Below are 17,658 nucleotides of genomic sequence, written 5' to 3'. Positions count from 1 at the left end.
CAGGCACCGCCACGGCGGCGGACCCACGAGCAGCGGGCGGCGGGATCGACACATGGGCGGCGACGACACCACACCGACCGGGAACCCCGGCGGCGACGCCGGCCTCGCCTGCCTGGTGACCGGCGCGAGCGGCTACATCGGCGGCCGGCTCGTCCCCGAACTGCTCGACGCCGGCCACCGGGTGCGCTGCCTGGCCCGCACCCCGGCCAAGCTCCGCGACCACCCGTGGGCCGGCCGGGTCGAGGTCGTCCGGGGCGACGTCACCGACCCCGACTCGATCGCGCGGGCCCTGCGCGGCATGGACGTGGCCTACTACCTCGTCCACGCCCTCGGCACCGGGCGCGGCTTCGAGGAGACCGACCGCGAGGCGGCCCACATCTTCGGCGAGCAGGCCCGCAGGGCGGGCCTCGCCCGGCTGGTCTACCTGGGCGGGCTGACGCCCGAGGCGGTGCCGGCCAGCGAGCTGTCGCCGCACCTGCGCTCCCGCGCCGAGGTCGGCCGCATCCTGCTCGACTCGGGCGTGCCGACGGCCGTGCTGCGCGCCGCCGTGATCATCGGCTCCGGATCGGCCAGCTTCGAGATGCTGCGCTACCTCACCGAGCGCCTGCCGGTGATGGTCACCCCGCGCTGGGTGCACACCCGCATCCAGCCGATCGCCGTGCGCGACGTGCTGCGCCTGCTGACCGGCTGCGCCGGCCTCCCCCCGGAGGTGAACCGCGCCTTCGACGTCGGCGGGCCCGACATCCTGACGTACTACGACATGATGCGCCGCTACGCCGCCGTGGCCGGCCTGACCCGCCGGCTGATCCTTCCCGTGCCCGTCCTCAGCCCCGGCCTGTCCAGCCAGTGGGTCGGCCTGGTGACGCCCGTCCCGGCCCGGATCGCCCGCCCCCTGACGGAGTCCCTGCGGCACGAGGTGGTGTGCCGGGAGAACGACGTCGAACGGTACGTGCCGAGCCCACCCGGTCACCCCCTCGGCTTCGACCGCGCCGTCGCCCTGGCGCTGGAACGCGTCCGCGACGCCCAGGTCAGCACGCGTTGGTCCTCCGCCGCCGTGCCCGGCGCCCCCAGCGACCCGCTGCCCACCGACCCCGACTGGGCCGGCGGCAGCCTCTACACCGACGTGCGGGAACGGGACGCCGAGGTCGCCGCGGCGACGCTGTGGAACGTCATCGAGGGCATCGGCGGGGAGAACGGCTGGTACTCCTTCCCGCTGGCCTGGGCCGTGCGCGGCTGGCTCGACCGGCTGCTGGGCGGCGTCGGGCTGCGGCGGGGGCGGCGGGACGCCCGGCGGCTGAGGGTCGGCGACTCGTTGGACTTCTGGCGGGTGGAGGAGATCGAACGCGGCCGGCTGCTCCGGCTGCGCGCGGAGATGCGCCTGCCCGGCCTGGCCTGGCTGGAGATGCGGGTGGAGGGGCCCGACGACGAAGGCGGCGACGGCGAAGGCGGCGACGGCGGCAACGGCAGGCCGGCGGGCGGCGTGCGCTACGCGCAGCGGGCCGTGTTCCATCCCCGCGGTCTCCTCGGCCACCTGTACTGGTGGAGCGTGTCGCCCTTCCACGCCCTCGTCTTCGGCGGCATGGCCCGCAACATCGTCCGCGCCGCCCAACGCGCCGCCCCCGCGCCGCCACCCGGTGGAGGCGCGGCCAGCCCCGCCTCCGCCTCCGCCTCCGACGAGGGCACGGCGGCCGGCCACCCGCGTGTCCGTGCCGGCTCCCGCCGTCCACCCCGGAGAGGCTGACGCCATGCGCGCCTCGGTCGTCCTGTTCACCGCCGACCTGCGCCTGACCGACCATCCGCCGCTGCGCGCGGCCCTGGAGGCGTCGGACGCCGTCGTGCCGCTGTTCGTGAGGGACCGTGCCGTCACGGCGGCCGGCTTCGACACGCCCAACCGCCGCGCCTTCCTCACGGACTGCCTGGCCGACCTCGACACCCGGCTGCGCGAGCGCGGCGGGCGGCTCGTCGTGCGCTCCGGCGACGTCGTGCGGGAGACGTGCCGGGTCGCGGCCGAGGTGGACGCCGACGCGGTGCACCTGGCGGCCGGCCACAGCGGGTACGCGGCGCGCCGGGAGCGGCGGCTGCGCTCCGCGCTGGCGGCGGACGGCCGCCGGCTGGTGGTGCACGAGGCCGTCACCGTCGCCGTGCCGCCCGGGACGGTGACCCCCGCCTCCTCCGACCACTACGCGGTCTTCACCCCGTACCACAGGCAGTGGGCGCGGGTGCCGCTGCGGGACGTCGTCGGCGCCCCGCGCCGGGTGCCCGTGCCCGAGGAGGTCGCCGGCGAGCCGGTACCCCCGTCCGACGCGCGCGGCGGGGAGTCGCCCGCCCTGCCGGCCGGAGGGGAGAGCGCGGCACGCCGACGGGTGAGGGCCTACTGGCGCGACGGCCTCGACGCGTACGGCGCCACCCACGACGACCTGGCCGCCGACGCCACCTCCCACCTCTCCGCCCACCTGCACTTCGGCACCCTCTCCCCGGTGGAGCTCGTGCACCGGGCGCGCGCCCACGGCGGCGAGGGCGCCGAGGCGTTCGTCCGGCAGCTCGCGTGGCGTGACTTCCACCGCCAGGTCCTCGCCGCCCGGCCGCGCGCCGCCCACGCCGACTACCGCGCCCGGGGCGACCGCTGGCGCACCGAGCGCACGGCCGGCGCCGACGTCGACGCCTGGCGGGAGGGCCGCACCGGGTACCCGGTCGTCGACGCGGCCATGCGACAGCTGCGGTACGAGGGCTGGATGCACAACCGCGCCCGGCTGCTGACCGCCAGCTTCCTCACCAAGACCCTCTACGTCGACTGGCGGATCGGCGCCGCCCACTTCCTGCGCTGGCTGGTCGACGGCGACCTCGCCAACAACCAGCTCAACTGGCAGTGGGTCGCCGGCACCGGCACCGACACCCGCCCCAACCGTGTCCTCAACCCGGTCACCCAGGGCAGGAGGTACGACCCGGACGGCACCTACGTGCGCCGCTGGGTCCCGGAACTCGCCGGCGTCGCCGCCCGCTTCGCGCACCAGCCGTGGCGGCTGCCGGAGCCGGAGCGCGCCGCCCTGGACTACCCCGACCCGGTCGTCGACCTCTCCGACGGCCTCGACCGCTTCCGGCGCGCCCGAGGAGGGAACGGCGCGGGCGGCGAAGACGAGGAGAGGAGTGAAGACGGGGAGAGGGGCGGAGCGACGTGAGTGAGGCACCGGCATGACCACCCCGCACTGGCTCTTCGGCGACCACCTCGGCCCCCACTTCCTCACCCCCGGCAAGGACGGCCCCGCCCGCGACGCCCCGGTCGTGCTGGTCGAGGCCCGCTCGGTGTTCCGCCGGCGCCGCTTCCACCGCGCCAAGGCCCACCTGCTGCTCTCCGCGATGCGCCACCGGGCGGCCGAGCTCGGCGACCGCGCCGTCCACGTCCGCGCCGAGACCTACCGCGAGGGCCTGCGCGAGGCCGTGGGCGACGGCACCGTGACCGTCCACCACCCCACCTCCCACGCCGCCCTGCGCCTGGTCCGCTCCCTGCCACGCGTCCGGGTGCTGCCGGCCCGCGGCTTCCTGCTGCCGCACGCGACGTTCCGGGCCTGGGCGGACGGGCGCGGCGGCGGGCGGCTGCGGCAGGAGGACTTCTACCGCTGGATCCGCCACGAGCTGGACCTGCTGATGGACGGCGACGCCCCGGCCGGCGGGCGCCTCAACCACGACCACGCCAACCGCGAGCCGCCCCCGAAGGGGGCCCGCACCCTCGACGCCCCCGCGCCCTACCGGCCCCGCGAGGACGCGATCGACGAGGAGGTGCGCGAGGACCTCGACCGCTGGGAGCGGGAGGAGGGCATCCGTTTCGTCGGCCGGGACGGGCCGCGCCGCTTCCCCGCCAGCCGCCGCGAGGCCCTGGCCGCGCTGCGCCGGTTCGTCAGGCACCGGCTCGCCGGCTTCGGCCCGCACGAGGACGCGATGCTCGCCGCCGACCCGGTGATGAGCCACAGCCTGCTGTCGTCCTCCCTCAACCTCGGCCTGCTCCATCCCGCCGAGTGCGTCGCCGCCGCCGAGGACGCCTGGCGCGCCGGTCGGGCGCCCGTCGCCAGCGTCGAGGGCTTCGTCCGCCAGGTCGCGGGCTGGCGCGAGTACGTGTGGCAGCTGTACTGGTACGTCGGCGACGCCTACCGCCACCGCAACGCCCTGGGGCACCACGCGCCGCTGCCCGCGTGGTTCCGCGAGCTCGACGCGGACGGCGTCACCGCGCGCTGCCTGGCCACCGTCCTCGCCCAGGTGCGCGACACCGGCTGGACACACCACATCCCCCGGTTGATGGTGCTCGGCGGTTTCGCCCTCCAACGCGGCTGGGACCCCCTGGCGGTGACGGACTGGTTCCACCGCTCGTTCGTCGACGGGTACGACTGGGTGATGCTGCCCAACGTCGTCGGCATGTCCCAGTACGCGGACGGCGGCCGGACGACCACCAAGCCGTACACCTCGGGCGGCGCCTACATCCACCGCATGAGCGACCTGTGCGGCGGCTGCGCCTACCGCCCCACCGACCGCACCGGGCGGCGGGCCTGCCCGTACACCACCGGCTACTGGACCTTCGCCCACCGCCACCGCGAGCTGCTCGCCGGCAACCAGCGCACCGCCCGCGTCGTCCGCGGCCTGGACCGGCTCGGCGACCTCGACGAGGTGCTGCGCACCGACCGCCGGTGGGAGCAGGGCCCGCCCTGACCGGCCCCTCGGCCACGCGGCGCCCACGCCGGCCAGGCCCGGGCGGACCGCGCGCCGGAGGTCGAAATCCGGTCGGCCCCGTGGCGGCGGGCGCGGGAAGGGTTGACACCCGCCCCGGCTGTCTCCATGGTGACCACGGGAGCACTTGAGAGCGCTCTCACCCTTACGGGACACGGGTGAGAGCGCTCTCGCCTCAGCCCTGTCACGCCACCCCCACCGGAGGCACACCGTGTTACTGAACCGCAGAAGACGACCGTTCACCTCCGCGGCCCTGCTCCTCACCACACTCGCCGTGCTCGGCACGATGCTCGGCGGCGCGGGCAGCGCCAGCGGGTCGGTGCCCCCCACGCCCAGTGGCTGGTCCCTGGTCTGGAGCGACGACTTCAACGGCCCGGCCGGCTCGCTGCCCTCCGGCACCAACTGGAGCATCCAGACGGGCCACGGCTACCCCGGCGGCCCCGCCAACTGGGGCACGGGAGAGATCCAGGAGTACACCGCCTCTCCCAACAACGTGAGCCTCGACGGCAACGGCAACCTCCGCATCACCCCGCGCCGGGACTCCGCCGGCAACTGGACCTCCTCCCGCATCGAGACCCACCGCGCCGACTTCAAGGCCCCGGCCGGCGGCACGCTCCGCATCGAGGGACGCATCCAGATGCCCAACGTCACGGGTGACGCCGCGCTCGGCTACTGGCCGGCGTTCTGGGCGCTGGGCTCGCCCTACCGCGGCAACTACTGGAACTGGCCGGCCATCGGCGAGTTCGACATCATGGAGAACGTCAACGGCATCAACAGCGTCTGGGGCGTGCTGCACTGCGGCGTGAACCCCGGCGGCGACTGCCACGAGACCAACGGCCTCGGCGCCAGCCGCACCTGCCCGGGAGCGAGCTGCCAGTCGGCGTTCCACACCTACCGCTTCGAGTGGGACCGCTCCGTCTCCCCCCAGCAGTTCCGCTGGTACGTCGACGACCAGCAGTACCACTCCGTGAGCCAGAACCAGGTGTCCGCCACGACCTGGGCCAACATGACCGAGCACGCGGGATACTTCATCCTCCTGAACGTCGCGATGGGCGGCGCCTTCCCCAACGGCGTCCAGGGCGGCGCCACCCCCACGGCCGCGACCGTGCCCGGACACCCGATGGTCGTCGACTACGTCGCGGTCTGGTCGCGCGGCGGCGGTGACGACGGCGGCGGTGACGGCGGCACCAGCCAGCGCTACCTCACCGCGGGCGGCGGCCTCGGCGCCGCCGGCTCCTCGCCGGCCACGGCGACCCTCGCCTCGGCGGGCGGCGCCAACCACGACGGCACGGTCACGAACCCGCAGACCTTCACCGCCAGCGGCCTCACCGGCTCCCACACCGGCGGCTCCACGGCGTTCGACCTCCTCGTCGACGCCGGCACCGCGGTCGCGGTCGGCCAGCAGGTGCGCGTGAGCTACGACCACACGGGCAACGGCTCGTGGGACCGCACCGAGACCTACCACTACTTCGCCACGGACCCCGTCAACGGCTACGAGCACTACACCGAGGGCCGGGGCCTGAAGTCGGTCACCGGTAGCCACGCCGACCTCGCGGGCGGACGGGTGCGCGTGGAGGTCTGGAACGCCATCGGCAACGCCCCGAGCACGCTGGGCGTCGGCAACCAGTCCTTCGTCCGCATCCCCTTCGACCTCGGCTGACGCACCACTCCACCCCTCCGCGAGGGCCGCCCCCACCTGCCGGGGGCGGCCCTCACACACCGCGGGCCGGCCCGTGTGCGGACCGGCGAGGCGGCCGGACCGGGGGGTGAGCTGCCTCACACCCCCTCACAGGTGTCACAGAACCAGACCCCGCGGTGTCTCGTGGGCGAACCGTCAGAACGAACGACGGAACGAAGGAGAGACACCATGGCTGGGAACACCGATGTGGTCGTGATCGGCGGCGGATACGCCGGCGTCATGGCGGCCAACCGCCTGACGCTGCGCGAGGACGTGACCGTGACGCTCGTCAACCCGCGCCCGACCTTCGTCCACCGCGTCCGCCTCCACCAGCTGGTGGGCGGCTCCGACGACGCGGTCGTCGACTACGGCGACGTGCTGGCCGAGGGCGTCCGGCTGGTCGTCGACACCGTCACGCGGATCGACGCCCCCGAGCGCACCGTCGCGCTCGCGTCCGGCGGCACGGTCTCCTACGACTACCTGGTCTACGCCGTGGGCAGCGGCAGCGCCGACCCGAGCGTCCCGGGCGCGGCAGCGTTCGCCTACCCGATCGCCAGCCTGGAGGAGGCGCGGCGGCTGCGGCCGGTCCTCGACGCCACGCCCGCCACGGCGACGGTGACGGTCGTGGGCGCCGGCCCGACCGGCATCGAGACCGCCGCCGAACTGGCCGAGGCCGGCCGCGCCGTGACCCTCGTCTGCGGCGGGGTGCTCGGCCCCTACCTGCACCCGCGGGGGCGGCGCTCGGTGGCCAGACGCCTGGCCAGGCTCGGCGTGACCGTGCTCGACGGCCCCGACACGACCGTGACGGAGGTGACGCGCGACGCGGTGCGCCTTCGCGACGGCCGCGAGCTGCCGAGCGGCGTGACCGTCTGGACCGCCGGCTTCGGCGTGCCCGACCTGGCCGCGCGCAGCGGGCTGACCACCGACGCCCTGGGCCGCCTCCTCACCGACGAGACGTTGACGAGCGTGGACGACCCGCGCGTCGTCGCGGCCGGCGACTCGGCGGCGCCCTCCGGGCTGCCGCTGCGGATGAGCTGCCAGGCCGCGATCCCGCTCGGCGCACGGGCCGCCGACACGGTGCTCAGCCGCCTCGCGGGGGAGCCGCCCGCGCCCCTGAACCAGGTCTTCGCCGGCCAGTGCATCAGCCTGGGCCGACGCGCCGGCATCTTCCAGTTCGCGCACCGGTACGACGTCGCCGTGTGGTTCCACGTCGCCGGCCGACCCGGCGCGCGGCTCAAGGAGAAGGTGTGCCGGGGCATCGTCGAGCACCTGGCCGGCGAGGCGCGCAAGCCCGGGGCGTACCGCCTGCACCGCGTGTCGGGAGGCGCCACGCGTCAGCGGCTGCTGGACTCCGTCCGCGACGAGGCCCAGGCCGCCGCCGAGCGCGCCGCCTGAAGGGGGGACCGTGAGGTGGACGCAGGGGTGAGGAACGTCGGTGCGCGGCGGGCCACCGGGAGGGAGGGGGGTGACGCCGTGGGCGACCACGCCACCGACCCGGCGACCGAGACGTTCCTCGCCCACCGCAGGCTGCTGTTCACCGTCGCCTACGAGATGCTCGGCTCGGCGGCCGACGCGGAGGACGTCCTCCAGGAGACCTGGCTGCGGTGGGTCGGGGTCGACCCGGATCGGGTGCGTGACCAGCGCGCCTACCTGGTGCGGATCACCACCCGGCAGGCGCTCAACCGGCTGCGCGCCGTGCGACGCCGCCGGGAGGCGTACGTCGGCCCCTGGCTGCCCGAGCCGATGCTGACCGCGCCCGACGTGGCCGAGGACGTCGAGCTCGCCGAGAGCGTGTCGATGGCGCTCATGCTCGTGTTGGAGACGCTGTCCCCGACGGAGCGCGCCGTCTTCGTGCTGCGGGAGGCGTTCGACGTCGGCTACGACGAGATCGCCGCCGCCGTCGACCGCTCTCCCGCCGCCGTCCGCCAGATCGCGCACCGCGCCCGCCGGCACGTCGACGCCCGCCGGCGCCGCACGGTGGTCTCCGCGAGCGAGACGCGCGCGGCCCTGGAGTCGTTCCGGCGCGCGGTCGAGACCAGGGACCTGAAGGGCCTCCTCGACGTCCTCGCCCCCGACGTCGTGCTGGTGAGCGACGGCGGCGGCGTCCGGCACGCCGCGCTGCGGCCGGTCAGCGGCGCCCGGAAGGTGAGCCGGCTCTTCCTCGGCGGCCTCGGCCGGGTCGAGGGCACGCTCACCGGCGAGCCGACGGTGGTCAACGGCGGCCCGGCGCTCCTGGTACGCCTCGACGGCGAGCTCGACGGCATCATGGCGCTGCGCGTCGAGGACGCCCGCATCACCGGCCTGTACTACGTGCGCAACCCGGAGAAGCTGACCCACCTCGCCGCCACGACCCCGCTCACCCTTCGGTGACCCCCGGCGGCGGACCGGCCGCCCGCACGGCGTCGAGGAGCTCCCAGACGGCGCGGGCGCGTTGGTACATCGGGACCCGGCAGCGGGTCGGGTCCTCGACCTCCCACGCCTCGGGGGCACCGAACCAGTACCCGGTCGTGTCGTCCTGCCAGACGCGGTGCCACACGTCCCGGCCCAGCCGCAGGCCGGCCTGTTCGAGGGCGGGGTCGGCCGCCCTGCGGCCCCAGTGGACCATCGTGGCGGCGAGCACGTAGCTGACGCCGAGCCACACCTCCCGCTCGTGGTGGAACTCGCTGAGATCCTCGCTGGGGCTGCCGTCGGGGCGGCGGACGTTGGCGGCGCCGACGCCGCCGAAGGGCTGGACGAGGCGCTCCTGACAGCGGCGCAGGTGGGAGGCGACGCGCGCGGGGTCCAGGAGGGGCGGCAGGCCGGTGGCGTCGGCGTACCGCTGCCCGAGGAAGGCGTCTGCCATCAGGTCGGGGGTGGCCGCGTTGTACCAGTAGTAGCCGTGCTCGGCGTCCCACAGTTCCCGCTCGGCCGCCTCCCGCGCCCTGGCGCGCTCCGCCCCGACCTCCCGGGCCACCGCGTGCTCGCCCCGGGCCTTCGCCATCGCCTCCAGCGCGGCCAGCGCCCCGAGCCACAGCACCGCGTTGAACAGGCGGTTGTCGCGGTACTCCGAGCTCTTCATCTCGCTCAGTCCGTCGTCGTTGACGTCGGTGGTGCGCTGGTAGTGGTAGGTGCGCAGCAGCGCGGGCCAGCACGCGTCGAGGAACGCGTCGTCGCCGCTGGCCACCCAGTGGGCGTGGACCTGCTGGACGAACTTCGGGGAGAACTCGCCCCAGGGCGTCGTCCTGCGGGCGGTGTCGCCCTCCCCGTACGGATACATCGTGGCGTAGGCGTCGTAGGCGAACCACGGGTCGCCGTGGGGTGAGCCCGCGTCGTGCGGGACGCTGCCGTCGGGGGTGTCCATGACGAAGTCGGCGTAGCCGAGTTGGACGTCGCGCTCGATCGCCGGCCACAGCTCGCGGTAGGCGGCCGCGACGTGGTGCCGCACGTCGTAGGTCTCCGCGTACGGGTAGTCCTGTGCCTCCAGCACGAAGTGCAGGTGCTGGCCGGGGCGGGCGCCGAAGCGCTTGGGCCTGGTGACGCAGCCGTTCTCCCAGAACGAGCCCCCGAACGTCGTGTAGAACAGCTCGTTGAGCGCGCCCTGCCGCAGCCACGTGGGGACGCGGGGGTCCTCGGCGATCGGGGTCGTCCACGCCTCGACGTCCGCCAGCCACCGCTCCCAGGAGGCCAGGCCCCGCCGGGCCAGCTCGACCGCGCGCGCGGGCTCGGCGGCGTCGCGGTCGGCGTGCCGACGGCGCCAGCGCGTCCCGCCGGCGAACTCCACGAGCGGGAACTCCCAGGCGAGGACGAAGGGGACCACGGCCGTCTCGCCGGGGTCGAGGTCGAACGCGACGGCGAGCGCGGCGGCGGGCAGCGTGCTCGCGGCGCCCGAGACGTCGGGGTCGAGGCGGCCGTCCTCGGCGAAGTCGCGCCAGAGGGCGGCGCCGTCGCCCGCGCCGTCCCAGCAGGGCACGGCGGTGACGGTGCCGCGCCCGGCGGCGCCGCCCGCGACGCCGGCGGTGGCGACGGCCCAGGCGGTGCCCTCCGTCTCGACGGGGTTGGCGGGGTCGTTGGCGCGCAGCAGCACGGCCGTGACCTCGCCAGCCGCGTCGGTGGCCGGCTCGTTGACCAGGCCGGTGCGGGGGCACACCAGCGGGTCGTCCGCGCCGGGCAGGTCGAACATGATCTCGTTCGCCCGCTCGCGTCTGGCCAGCCCCTCGGGGTCGGTGTAGGTGGCGTTGGGGAAGGTGAACATGAACGACAGGCGGGCCCGTTCGGCCCGCCGGTTGTGGGCGCGGAGCAGGAAGACCGCGACGGGCAGGGCGCTCTCCTCGTACCGCTCCCTGATCACGGGGCTGAAGAAGCGCAGCGACAGGGCGGTGGCGAACGGCTCGTAGGCGCACCAGCCCTGCGGGAAGAGGGCGGCGTACTCCCCGTCGCCCGGCGCCAGGCGCGGCCAGGCGGGCAGCACGTCCTCGGTGGCGAGGGTGCGGGCGGTCGCGGGCGCGTCGCCGATCCGCTCGCGCACGTGGAACGCGGCCTGCGGCAGGAAGCGCTCCTCCAGCCGGCCCGGTTTCATGTTCCACGGGCCGAAGGAGCCGCAGAGGTTGAGCATGAAGCCGCCGGCGCCGATGCCGCCGAGCGGTATGCCGCGCTTGGTGCGGTCGGGGGTGGTGCGGCCGCTGTGGTGCTCCTCGACCCGCAGCGCGGCGGCCGGCCGGTCGCCGAGGCGGCGCCGCCAGGCGCAGTCGGGGACCGGCCAGAAGGCGGGCGGCGGCGACGGCCGCGGTGGCGTGCCGGCGGGCGCGCCGTCGGGGGTGGCGGGGCGGGCGGTGGGCATGGTGCCTCCTTGCGTCTGGTCGGGCCTGACCTGACATCGCCGGGCCGGCTTGCTGGCCGGGACCGGGCGGGGACGGCGGACGGTGGCGGGGGTGCGGCGTCGGGCTCGGGGGTGCGGGGTCGGGGTCGGGTGGACGGTGGGGGCGCGGCGTCAGCGGGGTGGGGGCGCCGCCGAGTCCCGGAGGACGAGGTCGACGGGGAGTTCGACGGGCTCCACCGGCGTGCCGGCGATCAGCGCCAGGACCTGCTCGGCGGCGACGCGGCCGAGTTCCCGCAGCGGCTGGCGCACCGTGGTGAGGGCGGGCACGGTGGCCCGCGCCACGTCCACGTCGTCGAAGCCGACGACCGACATCGCGCCGGGGACGGCGATGCCCACGCCGGTCGCGTGCCGGATGGCGCCGGCCGCCACGTAGTCGTCGCCGCCGAGGAGGGCGGACGGCCGCTCCAGGCCGGCGGCGTCGCTGGCCGCGAGGAGCGCGCGCAGGCCGTCCTCGCCGCCCTCGATCGTGTAGGGCACGCGGTGCACCCACGCCTCGGCGACGCGCAGGCCGTGGGCGGCGGCGGCACGGTAGAAGGCGACGAGCCTGAGGTCGGCGTCGACATGGCCGCCGGGCCCCGCGAGGTAGGCGATCCGCCGGTGACCGAGCTCGGCCAGGTGCGCCACCAGGCGCGCGACGCCGCCGGCGTGGTCGACGGTGACGCGCGCGGCGGACACCGCGCCGGCGTCCGCGTTGATCGTGACCACGGGCACGCCGACGCGGGCCAGCGCCGTGGCGTACTCGCCGTACCCGCTCCACTGGGGGATCACGACGAACCCGGCCGGGCTGCCGGAGGCCGCGACGGTCGCCAGGCGTTCGGCGATCTCTCCGGGCGCGCCCGTCAGGGCACTGAAGCGCAGGCCGTACCCGGCCGACTCCAACGCCTGGAGGGCGCCGCGCACCAGCGGGTAGAAGAACGAGCAGCCCTCGGTCAGCTCGGGCGCGTCGGGCCGGTTGAGGATCCACAGTCCGACGGTGCGGGAACGTCCGGTGCGCAGCATGCTGCCGCCGGCCTGCGGCACGTAGCGCAGCTTCCGCGCGGCGTCGCGGACGGCCTGGCGGGTGCTGCTCCTGACCGGCCCGTCGCGCAGCGCCTGTGAGGCGGTCGCGACGGAGACGCCCGCCAGGGCGGCGACGTCGCGGAGCGTGGGCCGGGAGGGCCGGCCGCCGGCCGCCTCGCCGGCCGGGCCGTCACGGTCACCGTCACCGTCGCGAGGCGCCGGGCTGTCCTGTGTGCTCATGTGCTGCCCCCCGGAAGCCAAGAACGTTTTAGAAGCTGTCGTCGGGCTCGGAAGCATAGCGCACGACACGTCAGCCTGTGGTTACACAACAGCCAACAGCCCTCGTTTGAAGTGCTCTTGACACTCCGAAAACCTCATCCATATCGTTTTAGAGGTCTCGGAGCTTCACTGTGCTGCTGGCTGGGCGGCCACCGGACCGTCGCACGACGCACGGACGTAAGGACCGCACAGAGAACCGCACAGAGGGAGTGGCCGCACGATGAGGCCGACACGCAAGCGCCGCCCGCACGCCTGGATCCGCACGCTGGCCGTCCTCCCGCTCCTCGCCGCCGGCTGCTCCGGCGGCGACGGCACGGGCACGGGGACGGGCCCGAACGCCGGGTGCGAGCCCGCGAACGAGAAGGTGACGATCGAGTTCTGGTCGTGGGTTCCCGGCATCGAGGAGGCCGTGGACCTGTGGAACGCCGAGAACCCCCGCATCCAGGTCGAGTTGCGCCAGGTGCCCGACGGCGTCTCCGGCACCTACCAGAACTACAGCAACGCCGTCCGCGCCGGGCAGGGCGCGCCCGACCTCGGCATGATCGAGTACGACACCCTCCCCTCCTTCCGCCTCCAGAACGCCCTGACCGACATCGGGCCGTGTGGCGCCGCCGCGGCGCGGGACGCGTTCGCCGACTTCACCTGGCCCCTGGTCACCTTCGGGGAGGAGGAGGCGGTGTACGGGCTGCCCCAGGACACCGGGCCCATGGTCATGTACTACCGCGCGGACCTCTTCCGCGAGTACGGCATCGAAGTCCCCGAGACGTGGGAGGACTTCGCCGAGGCGACACGGCAGGTGCGGGCGCGCGACGCCGACGTCTCCCTCACCAACCTCGCCACCACGGACGTCGCGAACTGGTTCGCCGGCCTGGCCTGGCAGAACGGCGCCCAGTGGTTCCAGCGCGACGCCGAGGGCTGGAGCGTCAGCATCGACGACGACGCCACCAGGGAGGTCGCCGAGCTGTGGCAGGGGATGATCGACGAGGGCACCCTCAGCGACGTCCACTCCTACAGCGAGGCGTGGAACCGCGCCCTGGCCGAGGGCGAGTTGCTGAGCTGGGTCAGCGCCGCATGGGGCGGCAAGCTGGTCGAGCTGGGCGCGCCCTCGACCGCCGGCGACTGGGCCGTGGCACCGCTGCCGCGCTGGGAGCCCGGCGCTCCCACCGCCGCCAACTGGGGCGGCTCCGCCTACGCCGTCTTCGCCACCTCCGACCACCCCTACGAGGCCACCCGGTTCGCGCTCTGGCTCACCACCCAGCCCGAGGCGGTGGAGATCCTCAACGAGCGGGGCGGCGCCTACCCCGCGGCGCTGGCCGGCCAGGAACTGCCCGCGCTCTCCGCGCCCCAGGAGTTCTTCGGCGGCCAGCGCGTCTACCAGGAGGTCGTCAACGAGGCCGCCGCGGACGTCGACCACGACTGGGTGTGGGGCCCCACGATGAGCGCCACCTACGCGACGCTCCAGGACGAGATCGCCCGGGTGCTCGACGGGGACCAGACCCTGCCCGAGGCGGTGGCGGCGACGCAGCGGCAGACGGTCGAGGACATGGAGGCCCAGTCCCTCACGGTGACGACGCCGTGACCGCGCCGTCGACCACGCGGCCGCGCGGGCCGCGACGGGCGGCGGCCGGCGGTCGCGGTCGTGGCCGCGAGGACGGGCAGGGGCAGGGGCAGGGACGCCGGCGAGGGCGTGGGCGACGCGGCCTGGTCGCCGCCGGCTTCCTCTCGCCCTTCCTGCTGCTCTTCGCCGTCACCTACCTCGCTCCCGCCGCGTACGCGCTCCACCGCAGCTTCTTCGTCGTCGAACGGGACGGGCCCTTCGGCGCTCCGCGCGAGGTCTTCGGCGGTCTGGAGAACTACGCCAGGGCGCTGGGCGACGCCGGGTTCCTGCGCGGCATCGGCCGCGTGATCCTCTTCGGCGCCGTCCAGTACCCGGTCATGCTGCTCCTCGCGCTCGTCCTGGCGCTGGCGCTGGACTCGCGGGTCGTCCGCTTCCGGCGCTTCTTCCGGCTCGCCGCCTTCGCGCCGTACGCGGTGCCCGCCGTCGTCGCGAGCCTGATGTGGGGCTTCCTGTACTCGCCCGAACTGAGCCCGCTCGTGGGGTGGTTCGACGCGGTGGGGGTCCGCGTCGACCCGCTCGGCGGCGACACGGTCCTGTGGTCGGTGGCGAACGTCGTCACCTGGACGTACTGCGGCTTCAACATGCTGATCCTGCTCACCGCCCTCCAGGCCGTCGACCGCGACGTCTACCAGGCGGCCCGCGTGGACGGGGCGGGCGCCTGGCGGATCGTCTGGCACATCAAGCTGCCGCTGCTGCGGCCCGCGCTCGTGCTGGCCACGGTCTTCTCGATCATCGGGATCCTCCAGCTCTTCACGGAGCCGCAGGTGCTCAGCGCCCTGAGCGGCAGCATCACCAGCGACTACACCCCGAGCCTGGCCGCGTTCCACGAGGCGAGCGCCGGCAACTACAGCTACGCGGCGGCCCTCGCGATGATGCTGACGGGCGTCACCGCCGTGCTCTCGGTGGCGTTCATGCGCCTGGCCTGGCGGCGCAGGTGAGGGCCGGGACCTCCGCGCGGTGGGCGTCGCTGGTGCCCACCGTCGCGATGGCGGCGGCGGCCGGGTACTTCCTGCTGCCGCTGTGGTGGCTGCTCGTCGCGGCCACCAAGTCCCGCGGCGACCTGGCGCTCACGCCCGCCCTGTGGTTCGGCGACGTCCACCTCCTGGACAACCTGGGCGACCTGCTGCGTCGTGACGACGGCGCGTACGTGCGCTGGCTGCTCAACTCCGCCCTCTACGCGGGCGGGGGAGCGGCGCTCGCCACCCTGCTGGCCGTCGCGGCCGGCTACGCCTTCGCCAAGTACCCCTTCCGCGGCGGCGAGGCGGTGTTCGCGCTGGTCCTGGCCGGCGTCATGGTGCCGCCCGCCGCCCTGGCGCTGCCGCTGTTCCTGCTGGCCGCCGAGACCTCCCTCACCGACACCTACGCCGCGGTGCTCGTGCCGAGCGCGGTCAGCCCGCTCGGTGTCTTCCTCACCCGCGTCTACGCCGAGGCGGCCGTGCCGGACGAACTGCTGGAGGCCGCGCGCCTGGACGGCGCGGGGGAGGCGCGCTCGTTCCTGACGGTGGCGCTGCCGCTGATGCGGCCGGCCCTGGTGACGGTCTTCCTCTTCCAGTTCACCGCCATCTGGAACAACTTCTTCCTGCCGATGGTCATGCTCCGCGACTCCGGGCTGTACCCGGTGACGCTCGGCCTCTACAGCTGGAACTCGCGGGTCTTCGCGGACCCCGACCTCACCCGGATGGTCGTCACCGGCTCGTTCGTGTCGGTGCTGCCGCTGGTGGCGGCGTTCCTGCTGCTCGAACGGTACTGGCGCGGCGGCCTGCTGACGGGCGGCCTCAAGGGGTAGGCGGCAGGGGACGGGAGTCGTCGAGGCCGACGAACGCGACGGCCTCGACGGCCATGCCGTTCGCCGGCTCCCCGCCGTCCGCCGCGCGCCCGTCATCCGTCCTGCTCACGACACCGTCCACCAACGACAGCACATCACACGGCGCTCACGGCCCGCCGTACAGCTCGCGGACGCGGGCCCGCAGCAGCTTGCCGCTGGCCGTGCGCGGCAGCCGTGTGGCGATCACGACGGACCGCGGGATCTTGAAGCGGGCCAGGCGCCCGGCGAGCGCCGCCAGCACCGTGCCCGCGTCGAGCTCCGCGCCCCGGCGGGGCACGAGCACCGCGCGGGGGACCTCGCCCCACGTCTCGTCGGGGGTGGCGATCACGGCGCACTCGGCGATGTCGGGATGGGCCAGCAGCAGCCGCTCGATCTCGGCGGGATAGACGTTCTCGCCGCCCGAGACGATGACGTCCTTCAGGCGGTCGACGATGTGCACGTGACCGTCGCCGTCGACGCGGGCGGCGTCGCCGCTCCTGAACCAGCCCTCGGCGAGACAGGCCGCGGACCCCGCCGGGTCCCGCCAGTACCCGGGCGTCACGGTGGGGCCGCTGACCAGGACCTCGCCGATCTCGCCGGGGCGCACCGGGGTCAGGTCCGGCCGTGCGACGCGCACGTCGGTGAAGAAGTGCGGGACACCCGCGGAGCCCGCCCTGGGCACGGCGTCCTCGCGGCCGAGGAGGAGGGCGCCCGGCGCCGTCTCGGTCATGCCGTAGCCCTGCTGGAGCGTGAGGCCGCGCCGGTGGAAGAGGTCGATCAGGGCGGTGGGGACGGGAGCGCCGCCACAGGTCAGGGTGCGCAGCGACGACAGGTCCGCGGCGGGCCATCGACGGTCGCGGGCCATGCGCTCGAACATCGTGGGCACACCGAACAGGAAGGTGACGCGGTGACGCCCTATCAGCTCGAGCGCGGCGCCGGGATCGAAACGCTCGGCCAGCACGCAGGTGCCGCCCTTGAGCAGGACGGGCAGCGTCTGCATGCCGAGCGCGGCGGCGTGGAAGAGGGGCGCGACGACCAGGGCGCGCTCCTCGGAGGTCAGGTCGTGGTCGACCAGGACGTTGACGGCGTTCCAGGTGAGGTTGGCGTGCGTGAGCATGGCGCCCTTGGGCCGGCCCGTCGTGCCCGAGGTGTACATGATCACGCAGAGCTCGTCGAGCGCGACCGGCTCGTCCAGCGGCTCGGTGCCGGCCCCCGCGAGCAGGCTCTCGTACGCGTCCCCCACCTCGAGGTGACGGCGCACTCCGGTCGCGCCGTGGCCGCGCGACGCCCGGGCGAGACCGGCGTGGGAGGCGGCGTGCACCAGCGTGGTGGCGCCGGCGTCGGACAGCTGGAAGGCGAGCTCGGGAGCGGTCAGGCGGGTGTTGAGGGGAACGAGGACGGCGCCGAGCGAGCCCGCCGCGAAGAGGGTCTCCAGGTACGACGGGTGGTTCGGCCCGAGATAGGCGACGCGGTCGCCCCGCCCGACGCCGAGGGACCGCAGGGCGTGGCCGAGCCGCGTGACGCGCTCGTGCAGCTCGGCGTAGCTCAGCCGCCGGTCCCCGTGGACCAGCGCGGTGCGGTGCGGCGTCATGCGCGCGCGGCGCGCCGGCCAGGATCCCAGTCCGTTGTCGCGCATCGTCGCGCCTCCCTCGGGAGCGGGGTGGGGGATCAGGGTAGCCGCGGCGTGGGGTGCCGGACGGTGGGGCGTGGCA

12 protein-coding genes are annotated in these 17,658 nt (G+C 75.0%); 9 read left to right on the top strand and 3 right to left on the bottom strand.

All coding sequences use genetic code 11. The features are described from left to right. Positions 1–52 precede the first annotated feature (52 nt). The 6 genes from ACTWP5_RS27930 to ACTWP5_RS27905 all read left to right on the top strand — a co-directional run bounded on the left by ACTWP5_RS27930 (position 53) and on the right by ACTWP5_RS27905 (position 8,761). Positions 53–1,741 carry an SDR family oxidoreductase gene (locus ACTWP5_RS27930; protein ID WP_443223924.1) on the top strand — a complete coding sequence of 563 codons (1,689 nt, stop codon included), beginning with the start codon at positions 53–55 and terminating at the stop codon, positions 1,739–1,741. A 4-nt stretch (positions 1,742–1,745) separates the two neighbouring features. After that, on the top strand, positions 1,746–3,176 hold the full coding sequence (locus ACTWP5_RS27925; protein WP_443223923.1) for a cryptochrome/photolyase family protein: 1,431 nt from the start codon (positions 1,746–1,748) through the stop codon (positions 3,174–3,176). 13 nt (positions 3,177–3,189) lie between these two features. Further along, a complete protein-coding gene (locus tag ACTWP5_RS27920; protein WP_443223922.1) occupies positions 3,190–4,695 on the top strand; it encodes a cryptochrome/photolyase family protein in 1,506 nt (501 codons plus the stop codon). 304 nt (positions 4,696–4,999) lie between these two features. Then, positions 5,000–6,373: a glycoside hydrolase family 16 protein gene (locus tag ACTWP5_RS27915; protein WP_443223938.1), complete on the top strand. Its 1,374-nt coding sequence runs from the start codon at positions 5,000–5,002 to the stop codon at positions 6,371–6,373. 207 nt (positions 6,374–6,580) lie between these two features. Next, positions 6,581–7,786, top strand: coding sequence for an NAD(P)/FAD-dependent oxidoreductase (locus ACTWP5_RS27910; protein ID WP_443223921.1), 1,206 nt, complete (start codon positions 6,581–6,583; stop codon positions 7,784–7,786). Between the two features lie 78 nt (positions 7,787–7,864). After that, positions 7,865–8,761 carry an RNA polymerase sigma-70 factor gene (locus ACTWP5_RS27905; protein ID WP_443223920.1) on the top strand — a complete coding sequence of 299 codons (897 nt, stop codon included), beginning with the start codon at positions 7,865–7,867 and terminating at the stop codon, positions 8,759–8,761. On the opposite strand, the gene ACTWP5_RS27900 is transcribed toward ACTWP5_RS27905, so the two are convergent. Continuing rightward, positions 8,748–11,207: a GH116 family glycosyl-hydrolase gene (locus ACTWP5_RS27900; RefSeq protein ID WP_443223919.1), complete on the bottom strand. Its 2,460-nt coding sequence runs from the start codon at positions 11,205–11,207 to the stop codon at positions 8,748–8,750. The two genes, ACTWP5_RS27905 and ACTWP5_RS27900, sit on opposite strands and share 14 nt — an antisense overlap. A gap of 150 nt (positions 11,208–11,357) precedes the next feature. Then, positions 11,358–12,485, bottom strand: coding sequence for a LacI family DNA-binding transcriptional regulator (locus ACTWP5_RS27895; RefSeq protein WP_443223918.1), 1,128 nt, complete (start codon positions 12,483–12,485; stop codon positions 11,358–11,360). A gap of 259 nt (positions 12,486–12,744) precedes the next feature. On the opposite strand from ACTWP5_RS27895, the gene ACTWP5_RS27890 reads away from it, so the two are divergent. The 3 genes from ACTWP5_RS27890 to ACTWP5_RS27880 are packed head-to-tail and all read left to right on the top strand — an operon-like array spanning position 12,745 to position 15,928. Continuing rightward, a complete protein-coding gene (locus ACTWP5_RS27890; protein ID WP_443223917.1) occupies positions 12,745–14,103 on the top strand; it encodes an ABC transporter substrate-binding protein in 1,359 nt (452 codons plus the stop codon). Continuing rightward, entirely contained in the window at positions 14,100–15,080 is a 981-nt protein-coding gene (locus tag ACTWP5_RS27885) for a carbohydrate ABC transporter permease (RefSeq protein ID WP_443223916.1), read from the top strand. The genes ACTWP5_RS27890 and ACTWP5_RS27885 overlap by 4 nt, the downstream gene beginning before the upstream one ends. Beyond that, positions 15,077–15,928 carry a carbohydrate ABC transporter permease gene (locus ACTWP5_RS27880; RefSeq protein ID WP_443223915.1) on the top strand — a complete coding sequence of 284 codons (852 nt, stop codon included), beginning with the start codon at positions 15,077–15,079 and terminating at the stop codon, positions 15,926–15,928. The genes ACTWP5_RS27885 and ACTWP5_RS27880 overlap by 4 nt, the downstream gene beginning before the upstream one ends. A gap of 145 nt (positions 15,929–16,073) precedes the next feature. Here the strand turns inward: ACTWP5_RS27880 and ACTWP5_RS27875 are convergent, their stop codons facing one another. Further along, the gene (locus ACTWP5_RS27875) at positions 16,074–17,582 is read right to left on the bottom strand and encodes an acyl-CoA synthetase (protein WP_443223914.1); all 1,509 of its coding nucleotides are present in this window, start codon (positions 17,580–17,582) and stop codon (positions 16,074–16,076) included. Positions 17,583–17,658: the final 76 nt, after the last annotated feature.

This window comes from Streptomyces sp. 4N509B (assembly GCF_052245655.1).
GTDB lineage: Bacteria > Actinomycetota > Actinomycetes > Streptomycetales > Streptomycetaceae > Streptomyces.
Note: the sequence above shows the minus strand (reverse complement) of the source record. Positions and strands in the feature narration are given on the sequence as shown.